At 30.7% G+C, this 21,925-nt stretch carries 21 protein-coding genes; 7 read left to right on the forward strand and 14 right to left on the reverse strand.

From position 1 onward, the window contains the following. Positions 1-61: 61 nt before the first annotated feature. From QVZ41_RS13140 to QVZ41_RS13185, 10 genes are all read right to left on the reverse strand, one after another. On the reverse strand, positions 62-646 hold the full coding sequence (locus QVZ41_RS13140; protein WP_302883458.1) for a hypothetical protein: 585 nt from the start codon (positions 644-646) through the stop codon (positions 62-64). 48 nt (positions 647-694) lie between these two features. Beyond that, complete coding sequence (locus QVZ41_RS13145) at positions 695-1,279, reverse strand: hypothetical protein (protein ID WP_302883459.1); 585 nt, start codon at positions 1,277-1,279, stop codon at positions 695-697. A 47-nt stretch (positions 1,280-1,326) separates the two neighbouring features. After that, entirely contained in the window at positions 1,327-1,911 is a 585-nt protein-coding gene (locus QVZ41_RS13150; RefSeq protein WP_302885094.1) for a hypothetical protein, read from the reverse strand. 40 nt (positions 1,912-1,951) lie between these two features. Further along, positions 1,952-2,548, reverse strand: a complete 597-nt coding sequence (locus tag QVZ41_RS13155) for a hypothetical protein (protein WP_302885095.1) — start codon at positions 2,546-2,548, stop codon at positions 1,952-1,954. Between the two features lie 154 nt (positions 2,549-2,702). After that, positions 2,703-4,463 (reverse strand): MutS-related protein, encoded by a 1,761-nt coding sequence (locus QVZ41_RS13160; RefSeq protein ID WP_302885096.1) that lies wholly within the window; start codon positions 4,461-4,463, stop codon positions 2,703-2,705. A gap of 124 nt (positions 4,464-4,587) precedes the next feature. Then, positions 4,588-6,819, reverse strand: coding sequence for a polyribonucleotide nucleotidyltransferase (locus tag QVZ41_RS13165; RefSeq protein ID WP_302885097.1), 2,232 nt, complete (start codon positions 6,817-6,819; stop codon positions 4,588-4,590). A gap of 207 nt (positions 6,820-7,026) precedes the next feature. Further along, positions 7,027-7,296: a 30S ribosomal protein S15 gene (rpsO, locus tag QVZ41_RS13170; protein ID WP_302885098.1), complete on the reverse strand. Its 270-nt coding sequence runs from the start codon at positions 7,294-7,296 to the stop codon at positions 7,027-7,029. 140 nt (positions 7,297-7,436) lie between these two features. Further along, complete coding sequence (gene nhaA / locus QVZ41_RS13175; protein WP_302885099.1) at positions 7,437-8,588, reverse strand: Na+/H+ antiporter NhaA; 1,152 nt, start codon at positions 8,586-8,588, stop codon at positions 7,437-7,439. Positions 8,589-8,732: 144 nt separating this feature from the next. Further along, positions 8,733-9,518 (reverse strand): tRNA pseudouridine synthase A, encoded by a 786-nt coding sequence (locus QVZ41_RS13180; RefSeq protein WP_302885100.1) that lies wholly within the window; start codon positions 9,516-9,518, stop codon positions 8,733-8,735. Further along, positions 9,515-11,062, reverse strand: coding sequence for a hypothetical protein (locus QVZ41_RS13185; RefSeq protein ID WP_302885101.1), 1,548 nt, complete (start codon positions 11,060-11,062; stop codon positions 9,515-9,517). The genes QVZ41_RS13180 and QVZ41_RS13185 overlap by 4 nt, the downstream gene beginning before the upstream one ends. A 210-nt stretch (positions 11,063-11,272) precedes the next feature. On the opposite strand from QVZ41_RS13185, the gene QVZ41_RS13190 reads away from it, so the two are divergent. The 3 genes from QVZ41_RS13190 to QVZ41_RS13200 all read left to right on the forward strand — a co-directional run bounded on the left by QVZ41_RS13190 (position 11,273) and on the right by QVZ41_RS13200 (position 13,403). Next, entirely contained in the window at positions 11,273-12,436 is a 1,164-nt protein-coding gene (locus tag QVZ41_RS13190) for a 2-isopropylmalate synthase (RefSeq protein ID WP_302885102.1), read from the forward strand. A gap of 113 nt (positions 12,437-12,549) precedes the next feature. Beyond that, complete coding sequence (locus QVZ41_RS13195) at positions 12,550-12,822, forward strand: Sec-independent protein translocase subunit TatA/TatB (protein ID WP_302885103.1); 273 nt, start codon at positions 12,550-12,552, stop codon at positions 12,820-12,822. Next, positions 12,822-13,403 carry a phosphatase PAP2 family protein gene (locus QVZ41_RS13200; protein WP_302885104.1) on the forward strand — a complete coding sequence of 194 codons (582 nt, stop codon included), beginning with the start codon at positions 12,822-12,824 and terminating at the stop codon, positions 13,401-13,403. The genes QVZ41_RS13195 and QVZ41_RS13200 overlap by 1 nt, the downstream gene beginning before the upstream one ends. A gap of 125 nt (positions 13,404-13,528) precedes the next feature. Here QVZ41_RS13200 and QVZ41_RS13205 read toward each other — a convergent pair whose 3' ends face one another. Continuing rightward, on the reverse strand, positions 13,529-13,954 hold the full coding sequence (locus tag QVZ41_RS13205; protein ID WP_302885105.1) for an OsmC family protein: 426 nt from the start codon (positions 13,952-13,954) through the stop codon (positions 13,529-13,531). A 79-nt stretch (positions 13,955-14,033) separates the two neighbouring features. Here QVZ41_RS13205 and QVZ41_RS13210 point away from each other — a divergent pair, with 79 nt between their 5' ends. From QVZ41_RS13210 to QVZ41_RS13220, 3 genes are read left to right on the forward strand one after another with little or no spacing between them, the layout of a single operon-like run. After that, positions 14,034-15,311: a replication-associated recombination protein A gene (locus QVZ41_RS13210; protein WP_302885106.1), complete on the forward strand. Its 1,278-nt coding sequence runs from the start codon at positions 14,034-14,036 to the stop codon at positions 15,309-15,311. 3 nt (positions 15,312-15,314) lie between these two features. Beyond that, positions 15,315-16,448 (forward strand): glycosyltransferase, encoded by a 1,134-nt coding sequence (locus QVZ41_RS13215; RefSeq protein WP_302885107.1) that lies wholly within the window; start codon positions 15,315-15,317, stop codon positions 16,446-16,448. Continuing rightward, positions 16,445-17,632 (forward strand): lipopolysaccharide biosynthesis protein, encoded by a 1,188-nt coding sequence (locus QVZ41_RS13220; protein ID WP_302885108.1) that lies wholly within the window; start codon positions 16,445-16,447, stop codon positions 17,630-17,632. The genes QVZ41_RS13215 and QVZ41_RS13220 overlap by 4 nt, the downstream gene beginning before the upstream one ends. On the opposite strand, the gene QVZ41_RS13225 is transcribed toward QVZ41_RS13220, so the two are convergent. The 3 genes from QVZ41_RS13225 to radC are packed head-to-tail and all read right to left on the reverse strand — an operon-like array spanning position 17,633 to position 20,512. Continuing rightward, a complete protein-coding gene (locus QVZ41_RS13225) occupies positions 17,633-18,496 on the reverse strand; it encodes a hypothetical protein (protein WP_302885109.1) in 864 nt (287 codons plus the stop codon). Next, on the reverse strand, positions 18,493-19,809 hold the full coding sequence (locus tag QVZ41_RS13230) for a polysaccharide deacetylase family protein (protein ID WP_302885110.1): 1,317 nt from the start codon (positions 19,807-19,809) through the stop codon (positions 18,493-18,495). The genes QVZ41_RS13225 and QVZ41_RS13230 overlap by 4 nt, the downstream gene beginning before the upstream one ends. Before the next feature lie 4 nt (positions 19,810-19,813). Beyond that, positions 19,814-20,512 carry a RadC family protein gene (radC, locus tag QVZ41_RS13235; protein ID WP_302885111.1) on the reverse strand — a complete coding sequence of 233 codons (699 nt, stop codon included), beginning with the start codon at positions 20,510-20,512 and terminating at the stop codon, positions 19,814-19,816. A 64-nt stretch (positions 20,513-20,576) separates the two neighbouring features. On the opposite strand from radC, the gene trkA reads away from it, so the two are divergent. Then, positions 20,577-21,923 carry a Trk system potassium transporter TrkA gene (trkA, locus tag QVZ41_RS13240; protein ID WP_302885112.1) on the forward strand — a complete coding sequence of 449 codons (1,347 nt, stop codon included), beginning with the start codon at positions 20,577-20,579 and terminating at the stop codon, positions 21,921-21,923. Positions 21,924-21,925: the final 2 nt, after the last annotated feature.

Below are 21,925 nucleotides of genomic sequence, written 5' to 3' on the forward strand. Positions count from 1 at the left end.
AGGTACTTAATCATTGTAGTTATTTTATTTAGGTTCATATATTTTTTTAGAATAAAAATATTTACTCCTTAAATTTCACCAACATTGGAAGAACTTTATCAATTTCATCATAAATAGTTTTTTCAGCAGTATCTGTATATAAAAAATCTACTTGAAAAAAACCAACATCATTTTTACCAATCATCACTATTTTATTATGGGTGTATTTTTCTTTATAACTTCTGGTACATCCTCTACTAAATTCCACAGCCTTGTCTGCATTTAATTTTTCTTGTACATAAGAAATTGCATAATAACGAACTGGGTAATTGATGGTATCTGGCATGTTTTTAAACGTATTAATATAACTGGTGTCTATTGTCCATTCTGGGTTATAACTTCTTGCTACTTTTACCGTATTTTCATCTGCATAAGTAACACTAATACCTATCACAATACTTTCATCCGTATTAGAAATAGTCTTTAAAATTCCACTTTCATTTTTGCCATCCCAACACCAAGTATATTCAATATTAGAATCTTCAACCTTATAACCTTCGGGAATGTTAAAAACACCATTTATTTTATTAAGGTTCTCAATAAAAAAATCATTTTCTTGAGAATATATGGTAGATGTTATCAGGAATAAAAATAGGTACTTAATCATCATAGTTATTTTATTTAGGTTCATATATTTTTTTAGAATAAAAAATGTTTACTCCTTAAATTTCACCAACATTGGAAGTACTCTATCAATTTCATCATAAATAGTTTTTTTAGCAGCATCTGTATATAAAAAATCTACTTGAATAAAACCAACATCATTTTTACCAATCATCACTATTTTATTATGTGTGTATTTTTCTTTATAACTTCTGGTACATCCTCTGCTATATTCCACGGCTTTGTCTGCATTTAATTTTTCTTTTACATAAGAGGTTGCATAATATCGAACTGGGTAATTGATCGTATCTGACATATTTTTAAAAGTATTAATATAATTGGTGTCAGCGGTCCAATCTGGAACGTACTTTCTTGCTACTTTTATAGTATTTTCATCTGGACAACTAATAATTACTCCTATCAAAATACTTTCATCCTTCTTAGAAAGAGTTTTAAAAATACCACTATCAGTTTTGCCATCCCAACACCAAGTATCTTCAATATTAGAATCTTCAATTTTATAACCTTCGGGAATGTTAAAAACACCATTCATTTTGTTAAGAGGTTCAGTAAAATAATCATTTTCCTGAGAATATATAGTAGATGTTATCAGGAATAAAAATAGGTACTTAATCATTGTAGTTATTTTATTTAGGTTCATATATTTTTTTAGAATAAAAATATTTACTCCTTAAATTTCACCAACATTGGAAGAACTTTATCAATTTCATCATAAATAGTTTTTTTAGCAGCATCTGTATATAAAAAATCAATTTGAATATATCCAACATCTTTTTTCCCTATCATCACTATTTTATTATGGGTGTATTTTTCTTTATAACTTCTGGTACATCCTCTACTATATTCCACAGCCTTGTCTGCATTTAATTTTTCTTTTACATAAGAGGTTGCATAATATCTAACTGGGTAATTGATGGTATCTGCCAAGTTTTTAAATCGATTAATATAATTAGTATCTGCTGTCCACTCTGGGTTATAACGACGAGCAACTTCTAAATCTTTTTCAGATACATAATTAATAATAATACCTATCAAAATGCTTTCATCTGTATTGGAAAGAGTTCTAAAAATACCACCCTCATCTTTATTGTCCCAACACCAAGTATATTCAATATTAGAACCTTCAACCTTATAACCTTCGGGAATGTTAAAAACTCCATTCATAAGATTAAGACGTTCAGTAAAATAATCATTTTCTTGAGAATATATGGTGGATGTTATCAGGAATAAAAATAGGTACTTAATCATTATAGTTATTTTATTTATGTTCATATATTTTTTTAAAATCTTATTCTGCTGGATATGTTCTAAAATAGTTTTTTAAAGATCTATGATGTTTGGGGTTTGTTATAAGAGGAGCATCATTAGCTATATGATCTCTTATGATTGTATCTATATCTGTTGGAAAAAAATTTACGATATTACTTAATTTTTTATTATTTGAAATATCTAAATACTTAAGTTTTTCATCAGATAAACCAATGGTATGTAATTTGTTATTAGAAACATTAATACGTTCAATAAATCTTAAAAAAGAAAAACCGATGACCTCAATTTCATTATTTGATAGATTGATTTGTTTGATGTAATCAAGACAGCCACTTTTTGGACTAATAAAAAGATATTCTTTTTTTAATTTATTGTGTGAAACATCTAAGTTAACCAAATACTTTGGAAGATTCTTTAGAATTAAGGTGTCTAAATTGTTATGAGAAATATCTAATTTTCTAACTTTAAACTTTGATAAATCGGGTAATTCTATAATGTTTTTATAAGATAAGTCTAATAAATTTATAGTATCAAGAGGGTTTAATTTAGATATTATTTCTTCAACAGACTTTATGTTTTTATTTTCTTGTGCTGTAGCACCTGTGCAGGAAAGCATTAAACCTAAAAAAACAGGAATAATAGAAATTTTTTTTCAATCATAGCGGATGGTGTTATTGGATTAATGAATACAATTTACTGATTTCTTAGTAACTTTTTATTATAAAAAGAGCGTTGTTGTTTGTTTTTTAACTAGTTAGAATAATCTGCTCTTAAATAATTTCCATTTTCTTGAGTAGAAAAGAAGCATTCATGTTTTTACAGATTCCGTTTTTTAATTGATAATCAAAGACCAATTCATTATCAATAATTTCTGAGTCAAAGTAATAGTTTTTAATTTCGGAATGTGTATTGGCAATACTACATAAACTAATATCATGTGTCGCAATCATTCCTGTTGCTTTTGAGTCGATTAATTTTTCAATAAATTGATGTGAACCATTGGCTTTATCAACACTATTTGTTCCTTTTAAAATTTCATCTAAAAGAATAAAATAAGGTTCGTTTTTAATAGTATCTATCACAAATTTTAATCGTTTTATTTCTGCAAAAAAGTAAGAGGTGTTGTCTGTTAAAGAATCAGCAGTCCTCATACTTGTAATTAATTTAATAGGCTTGTATTTCATTGTATCAGCACATATTGGCAACCCTATATTAGCCATCATGATATTTAAGGCAACTGTTCTTAAAAAGGTGCTTTTACCAGCCATATTAGATCCAGTGATGATGAAAAAAGATTGTGAGTCTATTGAACAATCATTAGATATTCTTTTAGATTTATGAATTAATGGATGTCCTAAATTAGTAGCTTTAATAACGGTTTCTATGTTTGTGATTTCAGGAAAAACAAAATCGGAATGATTGAATTTAAAATTGGCTAAACTGTTTTGTGCATCAAAAAAAGAAATAAGATCAAACCATTCTCTAGTAATGTTTTTGTATTCGCTAATCCAAGTTTCAATTTTGCTGGCTTGTTTCATGTCTGACAAAAACAAACCATTTCTTACAAGGGCAATAATAATATTGTTACGTTGATCTAAAGCATCAAGTATTTTGGCAAAAGCTTTAAAAATATCTGAGGCTTTTTGGTTTTTTTGATGAAGTTTTTTTTGCTCATTTTTTAGAAGATTAGAATGGAACTGTTCCTTTTCTATCAACTCTAATATTTTATAATATTGATGAAAAGTAGCAGTAGTTTCTGTGGCTTTTTTATGAATGATATTTACTTTTTTTACATAAAGTCCAGAAACAATGACTCCTAAAAAGAACCAAGCAAATAAATAATTTATGTCTAGTAAATTAAAATAGGAGCCTATAACAAGAACCAAAGTTATTAAGGAAAAAACATTAGAAATTGGGATGGTTTTTTTAGAGAATAAAGCTTTGTGCTTTTCAATCCATTCTAATATGGTATCAACAGGAGTGGTTATTTCTATGATGCTTGCTGTTGCAGAAAATAGTTGTCTCCAATCTGATTTTTCTGACAGCTCTTCAATAGCTTCTTGTTTTTGTTTGATACTGTCAATAGTATTATCTGTTAATAATTTTGATAAATTAGATTTCCCTTTTTTAGTTGCAGTTCGGTTGATGAATTGAAAAAAAGAATCGCTTCCAAACAAATCAATATCATGACTATAAAAATGTGTAGGATCTATAAACTCTTCGCCATTATCTAAATGGAAATAGTTGCCCTTTATGATTTCTATTTCAGTACAGTTAATGTTTATTAACTTTTGTAATAGCTTTTTTTTGTGGGTAAGATTGAGATACTTATTTAAAAAAAATGCAAACAGAATAATTCCAAGCATAGAGCATGCTATGATGGTGTTTTTGTTGTTCCAGAACAAATAAATGGAAACAAATGTTGAACAAAAAATAATAAAACGAATAGCACTTAGCCAGTTTAACTGATATTGAGTTTTTTGTAATAGCTCTTCATGTTTTAATTTGTTATTTTGATAATATTCAATCATTTTTCTTTTCTAAAATTTAAGGTCAAACATAAAAGAATTTTATGAACAATATTTAAAATATAAAAAAATCCCTTTCAAAATGAATTGAAAGGGATTTTAGTTTTATATAAAAAGAATTTAAAAACTATTCAGGTTTTTTCTCTTCTCTCGGTTTTCTATCGTCTCTACGATTGTCTCTACCTCTGTTATCACGTCCACCACGATCATTATTTTCTCTAGGTGCTCTTTCTTTAAAACCTTCTGGTTTTGGTAATAAAGCTTTTCTAGATACTTTTTCTTTACGTGTTTTAGGGTCTTTTCCAAAGTATTTAACTTCAAAAACATCTCCCATATTCACAACATCTGTAACGTTTTCTGTGCGTTCCCAGGCCAATTCACTTACATGTAATAAAACTTCATTTCCTGGTGCTTGCGTATATTCTACTACCGCTCCAAAATCTAACATTTTAATTACTTTTACCTCGTAAGATCCACCAACTTCAGGTTTAAACAACATAGAATCAATATTCGCTAACACAGCATCAATTCCTTCTTGGTTGGTTCCTAAAATTTCAACAATTCCTTCTGTAGTCTTAGGGTCTTCGTTAATAACAATAGTACATCCTGTAGTTTTTTGTAACTCTTGAATGTTTTTACCACCAGGTCCAATTAAAGCACCAATGTAATCGTTAGGAATTACTCTAGTAATCATTTTAGGAGAATGTGCTTTTACATCTGCATTAGGAGTTTCAATTACTTCTGTAATTTTTCCTAAGATATGTAAACGTCCCTCACGAGCTTGTTTTAATGCATTCACTAAAATTTCGTAAGACAATCCTTTAACTTTGATATCCATCTGACATGCAGTAATACCATCAGCAGTACCTGTAACTTTAAAATCCATGTCTCCTAAATGATCTTCATCACCTAAAATATCAGATAATACAGCATAACGATCACCATCAGAAATTAATCCCATAGCAATACCAGAAACTGGCTTGGTAATTTGAACTCCAGCATCCATTAAGGCCATAGTTCCAGCACATACAGTAGCCATAGAAGAAGAACCGTTAGATTCTAACACTTCTGAAACTACTCTTACAGTGTATGGGCAGTCAGCAGGAATAATTCCTTTTAAAGCTCTTTGAGCCAAGTTTCCGTGTCCAACTTCTCTACGTGAAGTACCTCTTAAAGGTCTAGCCTCACCTGTACAAAATGGAGGGAAGTTATAATGTAAGTAGAATTTTTCTTCTCCTTCGTGAGTTGGAGAGTCTATAATATTTGCATCTCTAGAAGTTCCTAAAGTAACTGTAGCCAAGGCTTGAGTTTCTCCACGAGTAAAAATAGAAGAACCATGAGTTGATGGTAAGTAATCTACTTCTCCCCAGATAGGTCTAATTTCAGTTGTCTTACGACCATCTAAACGTAAACCTTCAGCCAATGTTAATTCACGAACTGCTTCTTTTTGAGATTTGTTAAAGTATTTTCCAATTAATTCTCCGTATTCGGCTAATTCTTCTTCGGTAAAAGTAGCTTTTACTTCTTCTTTAACTTGTTCAAAAGCATCCGTTCTTTCAACTTTAGAAGTTCCCTTAGAAGCAATAGCATAACATTTATCGTACGTTAATTCTTTAATACGAGCTGCTAATTCTTCGTTTTCTTCTGCTTGAGCGTATTCACGAGTTTCTTTTTTTCCAAAAGCTTCTGCTAATTTTACTTGAGCAGCACATTGTAATTTAATTGCTTCGTGAGCAAATTTAATTGCATCAGCCATTTCTTCTTCAGAAATCTCATCCATTTCACCTTCTACCATCATTACAGAATCAGCAGAAGCTCCAATCATCATATCGATGTCAGATTCAGCTAATTGAGCTCTGGTTGGGTTGATTACGAATTCTCCGTTAATTCTACCTACACGAGCTTCTGAAATTGGAGTTTCAAAAGGGATGTCAGACAATTGAATAGCCGCAGATGCACCTAAACCAGCCAAAGCATCTGGCATTACTTCTGGATCATGAGACATTAATTGAATCATTACCTGAGTTTCTGCATGATAATCTTTAGGGAATAATGGACGTAATACACGGTCAATTAAACGCATGGTTAATACTTCGTCATCACTTGGTCTAGCTTCTCTTTTAAAGAAACCTCCAGGATATTTTCCTGCTGCAGCAAACTTTTCTCTGTAGTCTACTGTTAGTGGTAAAAAGTCTACGTCAGATTGTTTGTAGTTAGAAACTACAGTACATAGTAACATAGCTTTACCCATTTGCACCACAACGCTACCATGAGCTTGTTTTGCTAATTTTCCAGTTTCGATAGATACGGTTCTTCCGTCTCCTAATTCGATAACTTCTTTAAATACCTTAGGTATCATAAATAAAATGTTTTAAATGTTGGATTAAATAAGAAATTCCAACGGTTATTGTGTAACAAAAATGTTGTGTTGTTGTAGGGTTTTTTGTTAACAATGGACTCAGAAGCTCTGTTCTGACCTCTTATTTTATGTAACACTGAAATGAATTTCAGCGAAGTGTCTAATGTAAAAAAAAAGAGGCGATTAAGCCTCTTTTTATATCTTGAATTATTTTCTTAATCCTAATTCTGCGATAATTGCACGGTAACGTAAGATATCTACCTTAGTTAAGTAATTTAATAAAGCTCTACGTTTACCAACCAACTTTACTAATGAACGTTGAGTGTTGTAGTCTTTCTTATTGGCTTTTAAGTGATCGGTTAAATGTGCAATTCTGTATGTGAATAATGCAATTTGTCCTTCTGTAGAACCTGTGTCAGTTGCTGACTTTCCGTGTTTAGCGAAAATTTCCGCTTTTTTTTCTGCTGATAAATACATGCTAATATTTTTGTAAATGATTATTATGCGGATTACCTCTTTGGTAATCGGCTGCAAATATACAAGTTTTATTTTTATGAAATATATTAAATTTTAAAAAGATTAAAAAAGTAACAAGCTGTTAATTAATTGTTTGTGAGTTATTCGGTGTCTAGATATTCTTTTCTTAAGAATAGTTTTAAACTGATAAAGCCAATTAAGCCAGCAATTAAAGATGATAACAGAATCACAAATTTGGCTTTGTTAATAATGTCATCATTATCAAAAGCAAGAAGAGTGATAAAAATAGACATAGTAAATCCTATTCCTCCTAAAAAACCAACACCTATAATTGATTTCCAGCTTAAATCTTCTGGAAGTTTACAGAAACCTATGGATACAGCAATAAAAGTTAAAAGAAAAATTCCTAGTGGTTTACCTATAATAAGTCCTAAGGCGATACCAATACTGTAGTTTTGAGATAGAGTTTCACCGATATCTCCACTTAATATAATGGCAGTATTTGCCAAAGCAAAAATAGGAAGTATAATAAAAGCTACTGGCTTGTGTAAAAAGTGTTGTAGTCTGTAAGATGCTGAATTCTCCCTTCCGTCTCTATATGGAATGGCAAAAGCTAATAAAACTCCTGTAATAGTTGCGTGTACTCCAGAATTAAGCATAAAATACCACATTGCGACTCCGCCAATTAAATAGATGGTTAGAATTTTTACTTTTAATTTGTTTAAAATTAAGAGTGTTCCAAAAATTCCTAATGCGATGAGTAAATTCATCCAAAAGATGGTTTTGGTGTAAAAAGTAGCGATGATTAAAATAGCTCCTAAATCATCAATCACAGCCAAGGCAGTTAAAAATATTTTTAAAGAGGTAGGTACTTTATTTCCTAGTAAAGATAATATCCCTAAAGCAAAGGCAATATCTGTTGCCATTGGAATTCCTGCTCCAGATTGTGTATTTGTACCGATGTTAAAATACATAAAAATTCCAGCAGGAATGATAATTCCCCCTAAAGCAGCAAAAATAGGCAATAGTGCATCTTTGATGTTAGAAAGTTCTCCGTGGTATATTTCTCTTTCTAATTCTAATCCTATTAGTAAAAAGAAAATACTCATTAACCCATCGTTAATCCAGTGTACAATGCTGTGACCCGCAAATTGAATTTGCCAGAAATCATTATAATTTGTTCCTGAGTTTGAGTTGGCAATAGTTAAAGATAAAATGGTGCAGACAATTAATATAAGTCCGCTTGTTTTTTCACTGTTAAAAAAATCTTTGTAAAGTTTGGTTATTCTCATTTGATGTTCCTTGGGGGTACGTTTTTTTGTTCTATAAAGGCTCAAATGTACTAAAGGAAATATGAGTAAACTACTTAAATTACTGATGTTTAGTGAAAATAGGTGTTATTACGGAGGGTAAAATGGTGTTATTACTAATTAAATTTATTTTAAGGTGTTCTGATGTAAAATTAATCCGCTAGCTGGAGCAATTTCTTTAAGAATTAAATCATCATTCCAATCACTTAATGTTTTTTCTAGTGTTGTTAAATCCATTTTTCCACTTCCCAGTAAAAACAAACTTCCCATCATCATTCTAATTTGATAATGCATAAACCCAGGTCCTATAACTTTATAAATGTAACTTTCTTTGGGAAAAAAATTAGCAGTGTATAAATTATTCTTAACAATCTCTGAACTAAAAACCTCTCGTTCATAGATGGTTTTTTTACTAGTTTTTTTGGTGTATTTTTTAAAATTGTGCTTTCCTTCAAACAACTTTGCTCCTTGCTGCATGATATCAATATCTAAAGTGTTTGTTTTTCCCACCATCATATGAGCGGCAAAAGGATGATTTCTTTCGCCATGCGAGAATAAATAATGATATTCTTTAATTTTAATGGCTCCAATCATATCAAAAGAAGCATCTACTTGTTTTATGCTAATGATGTTGATGTCTCTAGGTAAATTTTTATTGAGCTCTTTTGTTAGCCATTTGGTGTCGTAAAATTCTTTAGTGATGACGTGACAATAAGCATCATTGGCAGAAACCATTGCATCTGTTCTACTTCCTCCAAGGGTTTTAAAATTTTGATGCTTAAAAATAAAACGCAAGGTTTTTTCTAGATATTCTTGAACCGTTTTTACTTCTGGTTGTTTTTGCCAACCATGAAACCTAAACCCTAAATATTGTAGTTGAATTAAATAATAATAGTCGTCTATGTATTTCAATGTTTCGCTTTTAGTATTTTTTGTTTTACAATATCTTCTACGGGAACTCCTTTGATGTTAGATTCCAACCATGATAGAATATCTAGGTATAAGAAAGAACGTTTTTCATAAGGATGATCTTCATAAACTTTTAGTTCTTCATATAATTCTTTAAAAGCTTTTCTTAATTCATGTGGATATAAGTTGCTTAGGTTTCTTAAGAACTTAATCATCTTTCTTTGCACCTCGTACAAGTTGTTCATTTTTAACAAGAACTTATAAGTAGATTTAATTAATTCTTCAATGTATTCATCATCTCCAGATTCGTAATGAGCAACCAAATTTAATACACGTGTGTAGCAAAGTAAATCTTCACGCATTTTTAAATCTTTGTTCTTAATAATTTTGTTCAAATAGAAAATACAATGCTCATAATCTCCTGCACCAAAATACATACAGGCTATTTTGTAATAAAATAACATGACATGGTGTGCATCAATTTTTTTATCTGTTTTGTTTAATTCAATCAACACATCTTTAACAAAATCAGTTCCTTTGTTAAAATCACCTGTTAAATAAAAGGAGTTGATTTTATGTTGATATAAATATAAAAAACAAAGGTTTTGGGTGTTTTCGGATGAGAATATTTTTTCCTCGTTGATCTCTTTGGTTAGTTCATCTAGAATTTCTTTAAACTTATCTTTCTTTTGTAAATAGAATAAAGATTCCAATAAATAATTCACCGCTTTTAAATAAAATACAGGATGCAATTTTTTCATGTCTGGCAAATCATGAAAAAGCTGTACTAATTTCTGAGAATTTCGGTAACACGATAAAAAATCTTGTGTAATAAATCCTTGCCATAAATTGGCTTGATACAAATACATTTTACTAGTAAAGCCTAACTCAGAGAAATTATATTTAGGAATTCTGTCTTTGTAATATTTCTCTACGGTGTGAGTATCATCATCATTTCTGGCATATCCATGTTTTAAAAACCAACTATACAATTGTAAAGCAAGGTTGGATAGTTTGCTAGTAACCATGTTTTTTTGGTTGATATTTTTTGCTTCAATAGCCAGAGTATCCGCACGGTCACTCATACTACGAGTGATGTATTGAGATTCGATTACTTTTTCTAATTCAATAATTTCATACGCTAAATTATATTGTTCTTTAGCTACAGCAACACATTTGGTTTTGTCTAACAAACGCAAACTTTGTTTATACAGCCCTTTGGTGTATAAAATAGTGGCAAAATCTATTTGCTCTCTAATTTGCGTAATGCTATTTTGATGGATAGGACTTAATCTTAAGCTAATTAAAATTTGTCTGTATAAATGTGCTTTGGTATTAGAAATCTGTTGTTTTTTAATCCCTGTTCTTGCTAGAATTAATTTTTCATCATAAACATTTAATTTGTCCATTAGAACAAATAATGCCATAAAATTAGATTGGGTATTTCCTTCTAATCTACCTGCATATAATTTAAACTGTCTTTTTTCAGATTTGCTTAAAGATTTAATTAGTGAAAATAGAGGATCTTTTTTCTTTTCTTTTTTCATGTTTAGGATTGCCAAATTTATATCAAAAATACAAAAATATTCAGATTTTTAACGTTGGGTGTCGTAAACTTATTGTTTGTATTCCCTTGTAATTGTTGAGGTTTGTGGTTTATTGTGTATTTTGGCTAAGGGAAAGATAATTTAATAAGGGTTTTGCCCGCCTTACTAGAACCTTATTTTTGTTTGCTTAAAGTAAAAAAGATAACTAAAATGGCTAAGGATCACGTACAGATTTTTGATACTACTCTTAGAGATGGAGAGCAAGTTCCAGGATGTAAACTAAATACAGAGCAAAAACTAATTATTGCAGAGCGTTTAGATTTATTAGGGGTAGATATCATTGAGGCAGGTTTTCCAGTTTCAAGTCCAGGTGACTTTAAATCTGTGGATGCGATTGCTAGATTGGTAAAAAACGCAACAGTCTGTGGATTGACTCGTTCTGTAGAAAATGACATCAAAGTTGCTGCAGAAGCTTTAAAGCATGCAGTTAGACCAAGAATTCATACGGGAATTGGTACTTCTGATTCTCATATCAAATTCAAGTTCAATTCTAACAGAGATGCTATTATTGAAAGAGCAGTTGCAGCAGTTAAGTTTGCTAAAACTTTTGTAGAAGATGTTGAGTTTTATGCAGAAGATGCAGGACGTACTGATAATGAATATTTAGCAAGAGTTTGCGAGGCTGTTATTAAAGCAGGAGCAACGGTGTTAAATATTCCAGATACCACTGGTTATTGTTTGCCACACGAATACGGAGCTAAAATTAAATATTTAAAAGAGAACGTTAAGGGAATTGAAAAGGCAGTATTATCTTGTCATTGTCATAACGATTTAGGTTTGGCTACCGCAAATTCAATTGAAGGTGCAATTAATGGAGCTCGTCAAATAGAGTGTACTATTAATGGTATTGGAGAAAGAGCAGGAAATACATCATTAGAAGAAGTAGTGATGATTATGAAGCAACATCCATACTTGGATTTAGATACCAATGTAAATACAAAATTATTATATAGTACTTCTCAAATGGTACAAGAACACATGGGGATGTTTGTACAAGCAAACAAAGCTGTGGTAGGTTCTAATGCTTTTGCTCACTCATCTGGAATTCATCAAGATGGAGTCATTAAGAATAGAGAAACTTATGAAATTATGGATCCTGCTGATGTAGGAGTTACAGAATCTGCTATTGTGTTAACAGCACGTAGTGGTAGAGCAGCATTGGCTTATAGAGCTAAAAATGTTGGTTACGAATTAACCAAGTTAGAATTAGATGCTGTGTACCCTAAATTTTTAGATTATGCAGATACTAAAAAAGAAGTAATTGATGAAGATATCCATATTTTAATGGAACAAAATCAAATAAAATTAAGCTAATTGCAAAGTTAGTTATTTAAAAAGGTCTCATTTTGAGACCTTTTTTTGTGGGGTCATAAAACCATAAAAAGTCATTTATTCCTACTATCTTTGTAACATAAAATTTGAACTATATGTTTTTATTTATTGGAGGTCCAGAAGTTTTTATCATCTTACTACTTGTAGTAATGCTTTTTGGTGCAGATAAAATTCCTGAAATAGCAAGAGGATTGGCTAAAGGAATTAATCAGGTTAAAAATGCTACGAATGATATCAAAAGAGAAATCAATACTTCTGCTACAAAAAATGGATTAGATTTAGATGTAACCAAAGATGTAAAAGATGCGGTTGATGATGTAAAATCTAGTATTGATGACTTTACAGGGCCTATAAAACGAATGAAATAATGGGTTTTATAGAGACTATTATTCATGCTGACGAACAATTATTGATATACCTAAATCATTTTGGTAGTGAACCATATGATGTTTTTTGGTTACAAATAACCAAGCCGTTAAATTGGCTTCCTCTTTTTCTTTTTTGGCTTTTTTTATTGATCAAAAAATTTACATGGAAACAAGGATTATTTATGTTCTTGTTTATTTGCATTATGGCTGGTTTGTCTGATGTTTTGGTAAATATCATCAAGCATTCTTTTGAAAGACCAAGACCGTGTTGGCAAGTAGGAGTGATGGAACAAATTAGAAGTTTAAAATGCTCAAAAAGTTTTAGTTTTGTATCGGGACATGCAACCACTTCCATGGCAGTAACCACTTTTATGTATTTGCTATTTAAAGACAAATTTAAATGGACTATTTTATTTTATATCTATCCATTGTTGTTTGCTTATAGTAGAATATACATGGGTAAACATTATCCTGTAGATATTTTATGTGGATATGTTTTAGGAGTTTTAGAAGCTATTTTATATCTAAAATTGGCAAAATATTTAATGAATAAATGGTTTGATACAAACCTGTTGAAATAACAAAAAGGGAAGCTGAATAGCTTCCCCTTTTTTTTGTATTGAAAATTCTCGATTTTGCTCGAATACCAATAGTTGATAAACACTAGTTAGGTCATTGAGAGTCCCGAAGCTTCGGGAGAGAGGTATTATTTCTTAGGAAAATAATTAATCTTAGTTTCCACAGTAGCAAATTGTCTAAACATTTCCATCACACCACAATAAGTGTCTACAGATAAAGTCACTGCTTTTTCTATTTTTTTCTCATTCAGGTTGTCTCCATAAAAGTTGAAGTTTACCCAAACTTTATGGTAAAATTTAGGATGTTCTTCCGTCAATTCAGCTTCTACATCAATATCAAAAGTATCTATTTCAATACGCATTTTTTTTACTAAAGAAGCAATGTCAATTCCAGAACAACCTGCCAAAGCCGATAACATTAAGGCTTTAGGACGTAATCCTTTTCCTTGTCCGCCTACTTCTTCAGATCCATCAATAAGTACGTTTCCTCCAGGTCCTTCAGATTCAAAATGTACGCCTTCTTTCCAGTTTAAAGATATTTTTTGTGTTGCCATGTTTCTGTATTTTTATGAGATCAAAAATAAGCAAAGTAATTCAATTCATCATTTACTTTACAACTCGTATATTTACTTTATGAATCAACCTTTAGCAGAACGTATTCGTCCTAAAACATTAGAAGATTATATCAGTCAGCAACACCTTGTGGGAAAAACGGGAGTGCTCACCAATCATATCAACAGGGGAATGATTCCTTCATTAATTTTATGGGGGCCTCCCGGGATAGGAAAAACTACTTTGGCTAATATTATTGCAGAAACTTCTAAAAGACCTTTTTTTACATTGAGTGCCATTAACTCAGGAGTAAAAGAAGTGAGAGAGGTGATTGACAAAGCCAAGCAAAGTGGAGGTTTGTTTACTACAAAAAATCCTATTTTGTTTATTGATGAGATTCATAGATTTAGTAAATCTCAACAAGATTCATTATTGGCAGCGGTAGAAAAAGGTTGGGTAACGTTGATTGGAGCTACTACCGAAAATCCAAGTTTTGAAGTAATTCCCGCTTTACTGTCCCGTTGTCAAGTGTATGTTTTAAATCCTTTTGATAAAGGTGATATGGAAGCATTGCTAAAACGTGCTATGCAAGAGGATGAAATTATTGCTAAAAAAAAGGTAGTATTAAAGGAAATTGATGCTTTGTTACAGGTTTCTAGTGGTGATGCTAGAAAATTGTTAAATGTTTTTGAGTTAATTGTTGCTTCTGAAGAAGAAGGAGTAGTTATTACCAATGATTTGGTGTTAGAAAAAGTACAACGAAATGTAGTACGATATGACAAAACAGGAGAACAGCATTATGATATTGTCTCGGCATTTATAAAATCCATCAGAGGATCTGATCCTAATGGAGCGGTATATTGGTTGGCAAGAATGGTTGAAGGAGGTGAAGATGTAAAATTCATTGCTCGTAGAATGTTAATTTCAGCCTCAGAAGATATAGGAAATGCCAATCCAACAGCTTTGATTATGGCTACGAATACTTTTCAGGCGGTCACGATTATTGGATATCCAGAAGCTAGGATTTTATTGAGTCAATGTGCTATTTATTTGGCGAATTCAGCTAAAAGTAATGCCAGTTATGAGGCTATCAACAAAGCCATACAAGTAGTTAAACAAACAGGAGATTTACCGGTTCCTTTGCATTTAAGAAATGCCCCTACCAAACTAATGAAAGACATGAATTATGGAAAGGAATATAAATATGCACATGCATATCCTGGTAATTTTGTAGAGCAAGAATTTTTGCCAGATGAGCTAAAAGCACTATCGTTATACAATCCAGGAGTGAATGCTCGTGAAAATGAGTTTAGAAAAATAATGAAGGATAGATGGGGGGATAAATATGAAAAAAAGTAGGTGATGGAAACCAATATAAAAATTGCTTATTTAACCTCTAGTCATTATGCAAATGATGATCGGATTTATTATCACATCAAAGAAACTTTAGAGAAAAAAGGTTGTGAGGTAAGTGTTTGTTCATCTTTCGGAATTCCTAAAAATAAAATAGAAAACGCATATGTTGTTGATGGAGTTAATCTGTCAAAAAAAGATAAAATCAATTGGTTTTATCAGCAGTTAGTTTTTTTAAAACCAGAGGTTGTTATTTGTGCAGAGCCTTTGCCTATTTTAGCCGCAAAAAAGTATAAGGGTAAGCATTCTTGTAAAATTATTTATGATGTTACAGAATGGTATCCATCAAAAAAGAACTTAATAAATCTGACTTTTGTAAGCAAAGTCATAAGAGCATTCATACTGTTTGTTTTCAATATATATGCATCGTATTTTGTGGATGGTTTTATTGTTGGGGAATATTATAAAAAACGATTATATGATGTTTTTTTTCCTTTAAAACCTAAAGTAATCATCTCATATTATACGAAAAAAAAGTACGTAACACTTAAAGGGAAGGCACTAACCAAAGGAGTTTTTAAAGTTGGTTATTCAGGTAAATTCAGCAAAGAAAAAGGATTGCAGAGGGTTTTTGAAGTAGCTGATTATTTAAGAATAAAAAATCCTACAGTAAGGGTTGTATTGGTGCTTGTTGGTAAAGCTTGTTCAAAAGAAGATGAGTTGTTTTTTAAAACATTAAAAGAAAAATTTTCAGCGTTAAAAGTTGAGGTCAATCATATGGTGCCTTTTGAGAGTTTTAGTAACGCAATCTCTGGTTTTGACGTTGCTTTGGATTTAAGAGATAATGATTTTGAAAATACAAGATGTTTACCTATTAAACTTTTTCATTACAATGCTTGTGGAATTCCAGTGGTGTATAGTAATCTAAAAGCAATTAAAAAGGGATATGTTCAAGCAGATTTTTGTAAGTTACTATTTCTTGATGATATTGATGAGATAGGCGTTTATCTTCAAAAGTTTATAGAGCAACCAGATTTTTACAGGCAGACTTCAAAAGATGCAGTAAAAGAAATTGAAGAGGGTTATTTATGGGAACATATAGAGGGAAAATTGTTTGATTTTATCAAAAAAATAAATGTGTGAAAATAAGTAAAAACATATTTCAAACTTTAGTGGTTAGAGGAGGAGTTGCTGTAATGAATATGGCCATTGTTTTTTTAACTTTAAATGTTTTAGGGGCTGATGGAAGAGGTAAAATAAGTCTTTTTTTAACAGATATAATGCTGATTTCAATGGTTACGAGTGTGCTGGCAAATAGTACGGTTTCATACCATGTTCCTAAAACCAACATAAAACCATTAGTAAGAACAGGACTTTTATGGGTTTTGATTATTTCATTGGTGATGGGAGTTGTTTTAGGTTTTTTGCACAACGAGTATTTACAAAAACATTTGTTTCCAATATCATTGTTGTTAGGATTGATTACGATGAATCAAATGATTCTAATAGGGAAAGAAAAAATAAAGGAATACAATATTGTTTTTGTTTTAGATCCTTTTTTTAGATTATTGGTGCTTTTGGTTGGATTTTATGCTTTTAAAACTGAATCGCTAACAGTGTTTTTAATAGCTCTTTACATTGCATTGGGGTTGAGTTTAATTGTTTCTACTACATTTGTTTTTAAAATTATTTACCATGATGTGCGAAAGATTGAAATAGAATCTAAAGAAATTTTTAAGTATGGAATAGGTACTGAGTTGAGTTCTTTTATTCAGTTCTTTAATTATAGGTTACTTTTTTATGTAGTTTTTTATCAGTTAGGATCGGTAGAACTTGGATGGTTTTCTGTAGCGGTTTCAGTTACAGAATCTCTTTGGATTATTTCTAGAAGTATTACTGTAAATCAGTATTCAAAAATTTTAAACACCACAGACAAATTAAAGCAAAGAATTATCACAAATAAAAGTGCAAGTTTATCATTTGTTTTGACTTTAGGAGCTGTTTTGTTACTAGTAGTAGTGCCAAAAGATCTTTTAGGTTTAATTATAAAAAAAGACCTCTCTAACATACAAGAGATTATATGGATTTTGTGTCCTGGAGTTTTAATGATTGCCGTTTCTAATGTTTGGGGACATTATTTTTCTGGTAGAGGAAAGTATCAGATAAATAATTTAAAGTCCTTGGTTGGTTTTGTATTGATGATTTCAGCGGCTTATTTTTTAACACCAAAATATGGAATATTAGGAGTGGTTTCAGCGATGCTTTTAGGATATTTAGGTTCTTCTCTAACTTTGTTTGGTTTTTACTTAGCAGATAAAAAGCACTAATTAAAACTTTTTAGCATATAAATAGTATGTTTCTAACTCACTCCCAAAACTTTTAAAAAAAGAAGCAATTCCGGGATGCATGGAGCCTTCAAAATCTAAAATATAATCTGTATTTGAATAAGATTGTATAATAGAATCTAAAATAGCAGTGTTTCCTTGTGCTTTATTTCCTTGTTGATTGTTGGCCGAAAAAACATAGTAAATTCGTTTTTTATCTTTAAAAAATAAGGAGCCAGAAATCAGCTCTTGATCTTTGTTGTAAACGCCAATAATAATAGGGCTTAGTCTTTTTTCTAAAGCTAGTTTTTCAAGTTTTAAATAATCAGATAAGTTGATGTTTAGTTCTTCTTTGTAATTTTCTTTAAAGACTGTAATCAAATCATTAATAGATACGTTTTTTTCTATTTTATATCCAACTTTTAGGAATTTTTTTAGTCTGTCCTTTCTGTCTTTTCTGTAGTTTTTATAAAGGTTTTCATAGGGTTGATTCAATCCTAAAACAAAATTATTTTTGGTAGAAAACAATTCAGAATTACAATTATTGTTGAGTTGAATCGTAGTTTTTAAAAACTTTTTTGGAATGGCTTTTATAAAAAGTTCTACTAGAGTTGAGTCAAAATTATGGATTGAAAAAACACCTAATTGTTGTGTCCAGCAAGGAGGATAAATGTATTTAATAAAGTATTTACTTCTCCATGGTAATGGCATTACTGCTTTGTAGTTGTCTAAAATAAGCGCATCCCAGTTGTCTGCTACAATATCTAAATAATAGCTTAATGCATAAATTCTTGAATTCACAGCATTTTGAATACAAGCATCATATTTATCTATATCAATATCTTTTCTTTGGAGGTAACGAATCATGAATCTTTCACGCATTTTAAAACATCTTCGTAAAAATCTTCCCAATATTTCCACTCGTCAAAATTAGACAAACAGTCGTTATGAAAAATGGAGATTAAAGTTCCGTTTACTTGCTTTACTAGGTTAGCGATATGATTAATTCTCATCAAAGCTTGTTTAGGACTTAGTTGCATTTCAAAACGTAAAACAGTATCATTAAAAGCATAAGGAAACACTTTTAGTGGAGTCTGAATTTCAAAATCTAAATCATAAAAATAAAAAGGAGTACAAGTGCTTGCTTTAAACCCCATGTGTTTTGGGTATCCCATGGTGTAATCTTCCTGAATATCTAAATCTATTAATTTATGATATGTATCGGGCAATTTATTTCGTCCGTGATGCTGCCTAGAAAGCTTTGTAGGGGTATTGATGATTTTTTCTAATCGACCAGTTTCTTTAATCAAACTATCTTCATCTTCCATGGTAAAGTAAGAACTTAATAATCCTACTCGAGCATGATCTGCAATAGATTTTATAAGTAAATGATACTTCCTTTTGGTATAAGCAATGTTGTTGTCGTAAGTGGTATAATTACTTAAAAGAAAAAAGAAAATGGTTTTAACATTATACTTTTTTTGTAAATAAATAATTTTATCAAAGGTATCATAAGGATCATCTTTAATGGTTAACAACGTGGCAATTCTTACCCAAACAGCATATAATTTAAAAGTAAATAAATCATAAACACCACTTACAATGTTTCTGATAATTCCTTTTCCTTTATATAAAAAAGTTTGATTGACACTAAAAGTAGAAATATATTGATATTTGTTAGATACGTGTTCGTATTCGGGATATTCCTCTTTTAAAGCTTTTAATAATTTGTAAGCCCAAACATCAATAATGGGTTTGTCTAAAAAATTATGCTTGTAAGCAATGCTTTCTTCGGCAGGAAAACAATCTGTTTCGTCTAACACAACAGGTAAATATTCTTCGTACCTACTTAATAAATAAAAGCTTGCTGCAAAAATATCAAAAGGAATATTTGATTTTTTTCCGGTGCTAAAAAAACAAGGAGTACTGTCCCATTGAGATACATTGATTTCAATGTCATTAATTCCTTGTTCAAACAATAAACCATGACTTTGAATAAAAAACTCCCCTCCCAAAGGAGATTTCCCATAGCTCATTTTTAAACTATCATGAGATACAAACTCCTCTATTTTAGATGTAAATTTTACAGGAATATTAAGAATACGCACAAAAATATGCTTAAAAATATAGCTTACTCTTGGAGTTGTTTTTTGTGTATATATTAATAATTCGTCTGCCATAACATTATAGAATTCCCTCGTCTGCAAAGCTAAAATAAGCTTTTTGAGTGACTATTAAATGATCCAGAACTTTTATATCTAAGGTTGTGGCTGCATTTTTAATTTTAGTAGTCAATTGTTTGTCTGCCACACTAGGTTCAAGTTTGCCAGATGGGTGGTTGTGCCCCAAAATCATAGCGGTAGATAATAGTTCTAAACTCTTTTTAAAAACAATTCTTACATCTACCAAAGTTCCTGTAATTCCACCCTTGCTAATCATTTGTTTTTCTATTACTTTATTATTGTTGTTAAGGTGTAAAATCCAAAATTCTTCATGATGAATGTCTCCAATAATAGGTTGAAAAATCTCATAAGCATCTTTACTACAAGTAATTTTAGGAATAGATAAAGCTTCGGCCAAACGTCTTCGTTTTCCAAGTTCTAAGGCCGTAACAATACTAATCGCTTTTGCCTCACCAATGCCGTTAAAAGATTGTAATTCGTTAATGCCTGCTTTGGCTAGTTGATTTAAATTGTTGCTAAAGTGATTTAGTATTTTTTTGGACAGCTCTACAGCTGATTCATTTCTGTTTCCAGACCCAATTAAAATGGCAATTAATTCAGCATTAGAGAGAGAATTTACTCCTTTTAAAATTAATTTTTCCCGAGGTCTATCTTCCTCATTCCATTCCTTAATTGTTAAAGATTTAGTACTGTTTTTCATAGCTTTACATTTATTAACAGATGCTAACTAAATATAATATATTTGTAGCAAACTAAATTAAACTATGAAAATCATTATTGCTGGTGCAGGGGAAATCGGCTATCATTTGGCAAAGTTGCTATCAATGGAGTCTCATGATATTTATGTGATCGATCAAAACACACAAAGATTAAATCACTTAAATACACATATTGATGTTTTTACCAAAAAAGGAGATGCTGCTTCTATTGCTGTTTTAAAAGAAGTAGGGATTAGCGATGCTGATTTATTGGTAGCGGTAACTGAGTCTCAAAATACCAATTTAACCATTGCGGGAATTGGAAAAACTTTAGGGGTTAAAAAAACCATTGCAAGAATATCAAACACAGAATATTTAAAGACTAAAGAAATTAATTTTTCAGATGTAGGAATTGATTATATGATTTCTCCTGAAGAACTAGCAGCTAAAGAAATTGAGGTTTTAATTAAAGAAACTTCTTTTAACGATAAGTTTGAGTTTGAAAAAGGAGAGTTAAGTGTTTTAGGAGCAAAATTAACTTCAGAATCTGCTATTGTAGGATTAACGGTACAAGAAATTAATTTAAAATATCCTTTTGATTTTGTAGTGATTGCCGTAAAAAGAGAACACTCCTCAAATATCATTATTCCAAAAGGAGATACTTTTTTTGAAGCAAATGATCAGGTTTATTTTTCGGTTCCTAGAGAGAGTTTAGATAAAATTCACATATTGGTAGATACTCAAAAAATCGGAATTAAAGATGTCATGATTCTTGGTGGAGGTCGTATTGGTCAAAAAATGGCTCGTAGACTTTGTCACAAAAATCTTCGAGTAAAAGTAATTGAACAAGATAGAGAAAAGTGTTTTGAGTTGTCTGATGATTTAAAAAACACTTTGGTTATTAACGGTGATGGTAGAGATATTGAACTGCTTGAAGAGGAATCTTTAAATAATATGGATGCTTTTATTGCGGTTACAGGAAATTCTGAAACTAATATTATGACTAGTTTGGTGGCCAAATCGAGAGGGGTTAAAAAAACCATTGCTTTGGTGGCAAACATGAATTATATGGATATTTCTCAAACCATTGGAGTAGATACGTTAATCAATAAAAAAATATTGGCTGCAAGTGTTATTTTTAGACATGTTCGTAAAGGTAGAGTCTTGGCTTTGGCGAATTTACATAACGTAGATGCAGAGGTGTTAGAGTTTTTTGTAAGGAGAAATACCAAAATTACAGAGCATAAAATAAAAGATTTAAACTTGCCTGAAAATATGGTTCTTGGAGGGGTTGTTAGGGGAGGAAAAGCTTTAATGACTTTTGGAGATTTTATCATTCAGCCAGGAGATAAAGCGTTGGTGTTTTGTTTACCAGATGCCATTCCGCAAGTAGAAAAGTTCTTTAACAATTAAGC

The organism is Wenyingzhuangia gilva (assembly GCF_030519655.1).
GTDB classification, from domain to species: domain Bacteria; phylum Bacteroidota; class Bacteroidia; order Flavobacteriales; family Flavobacteriaceae; genus Wenyingzhuangia; species Wenyingzhuangia gilva.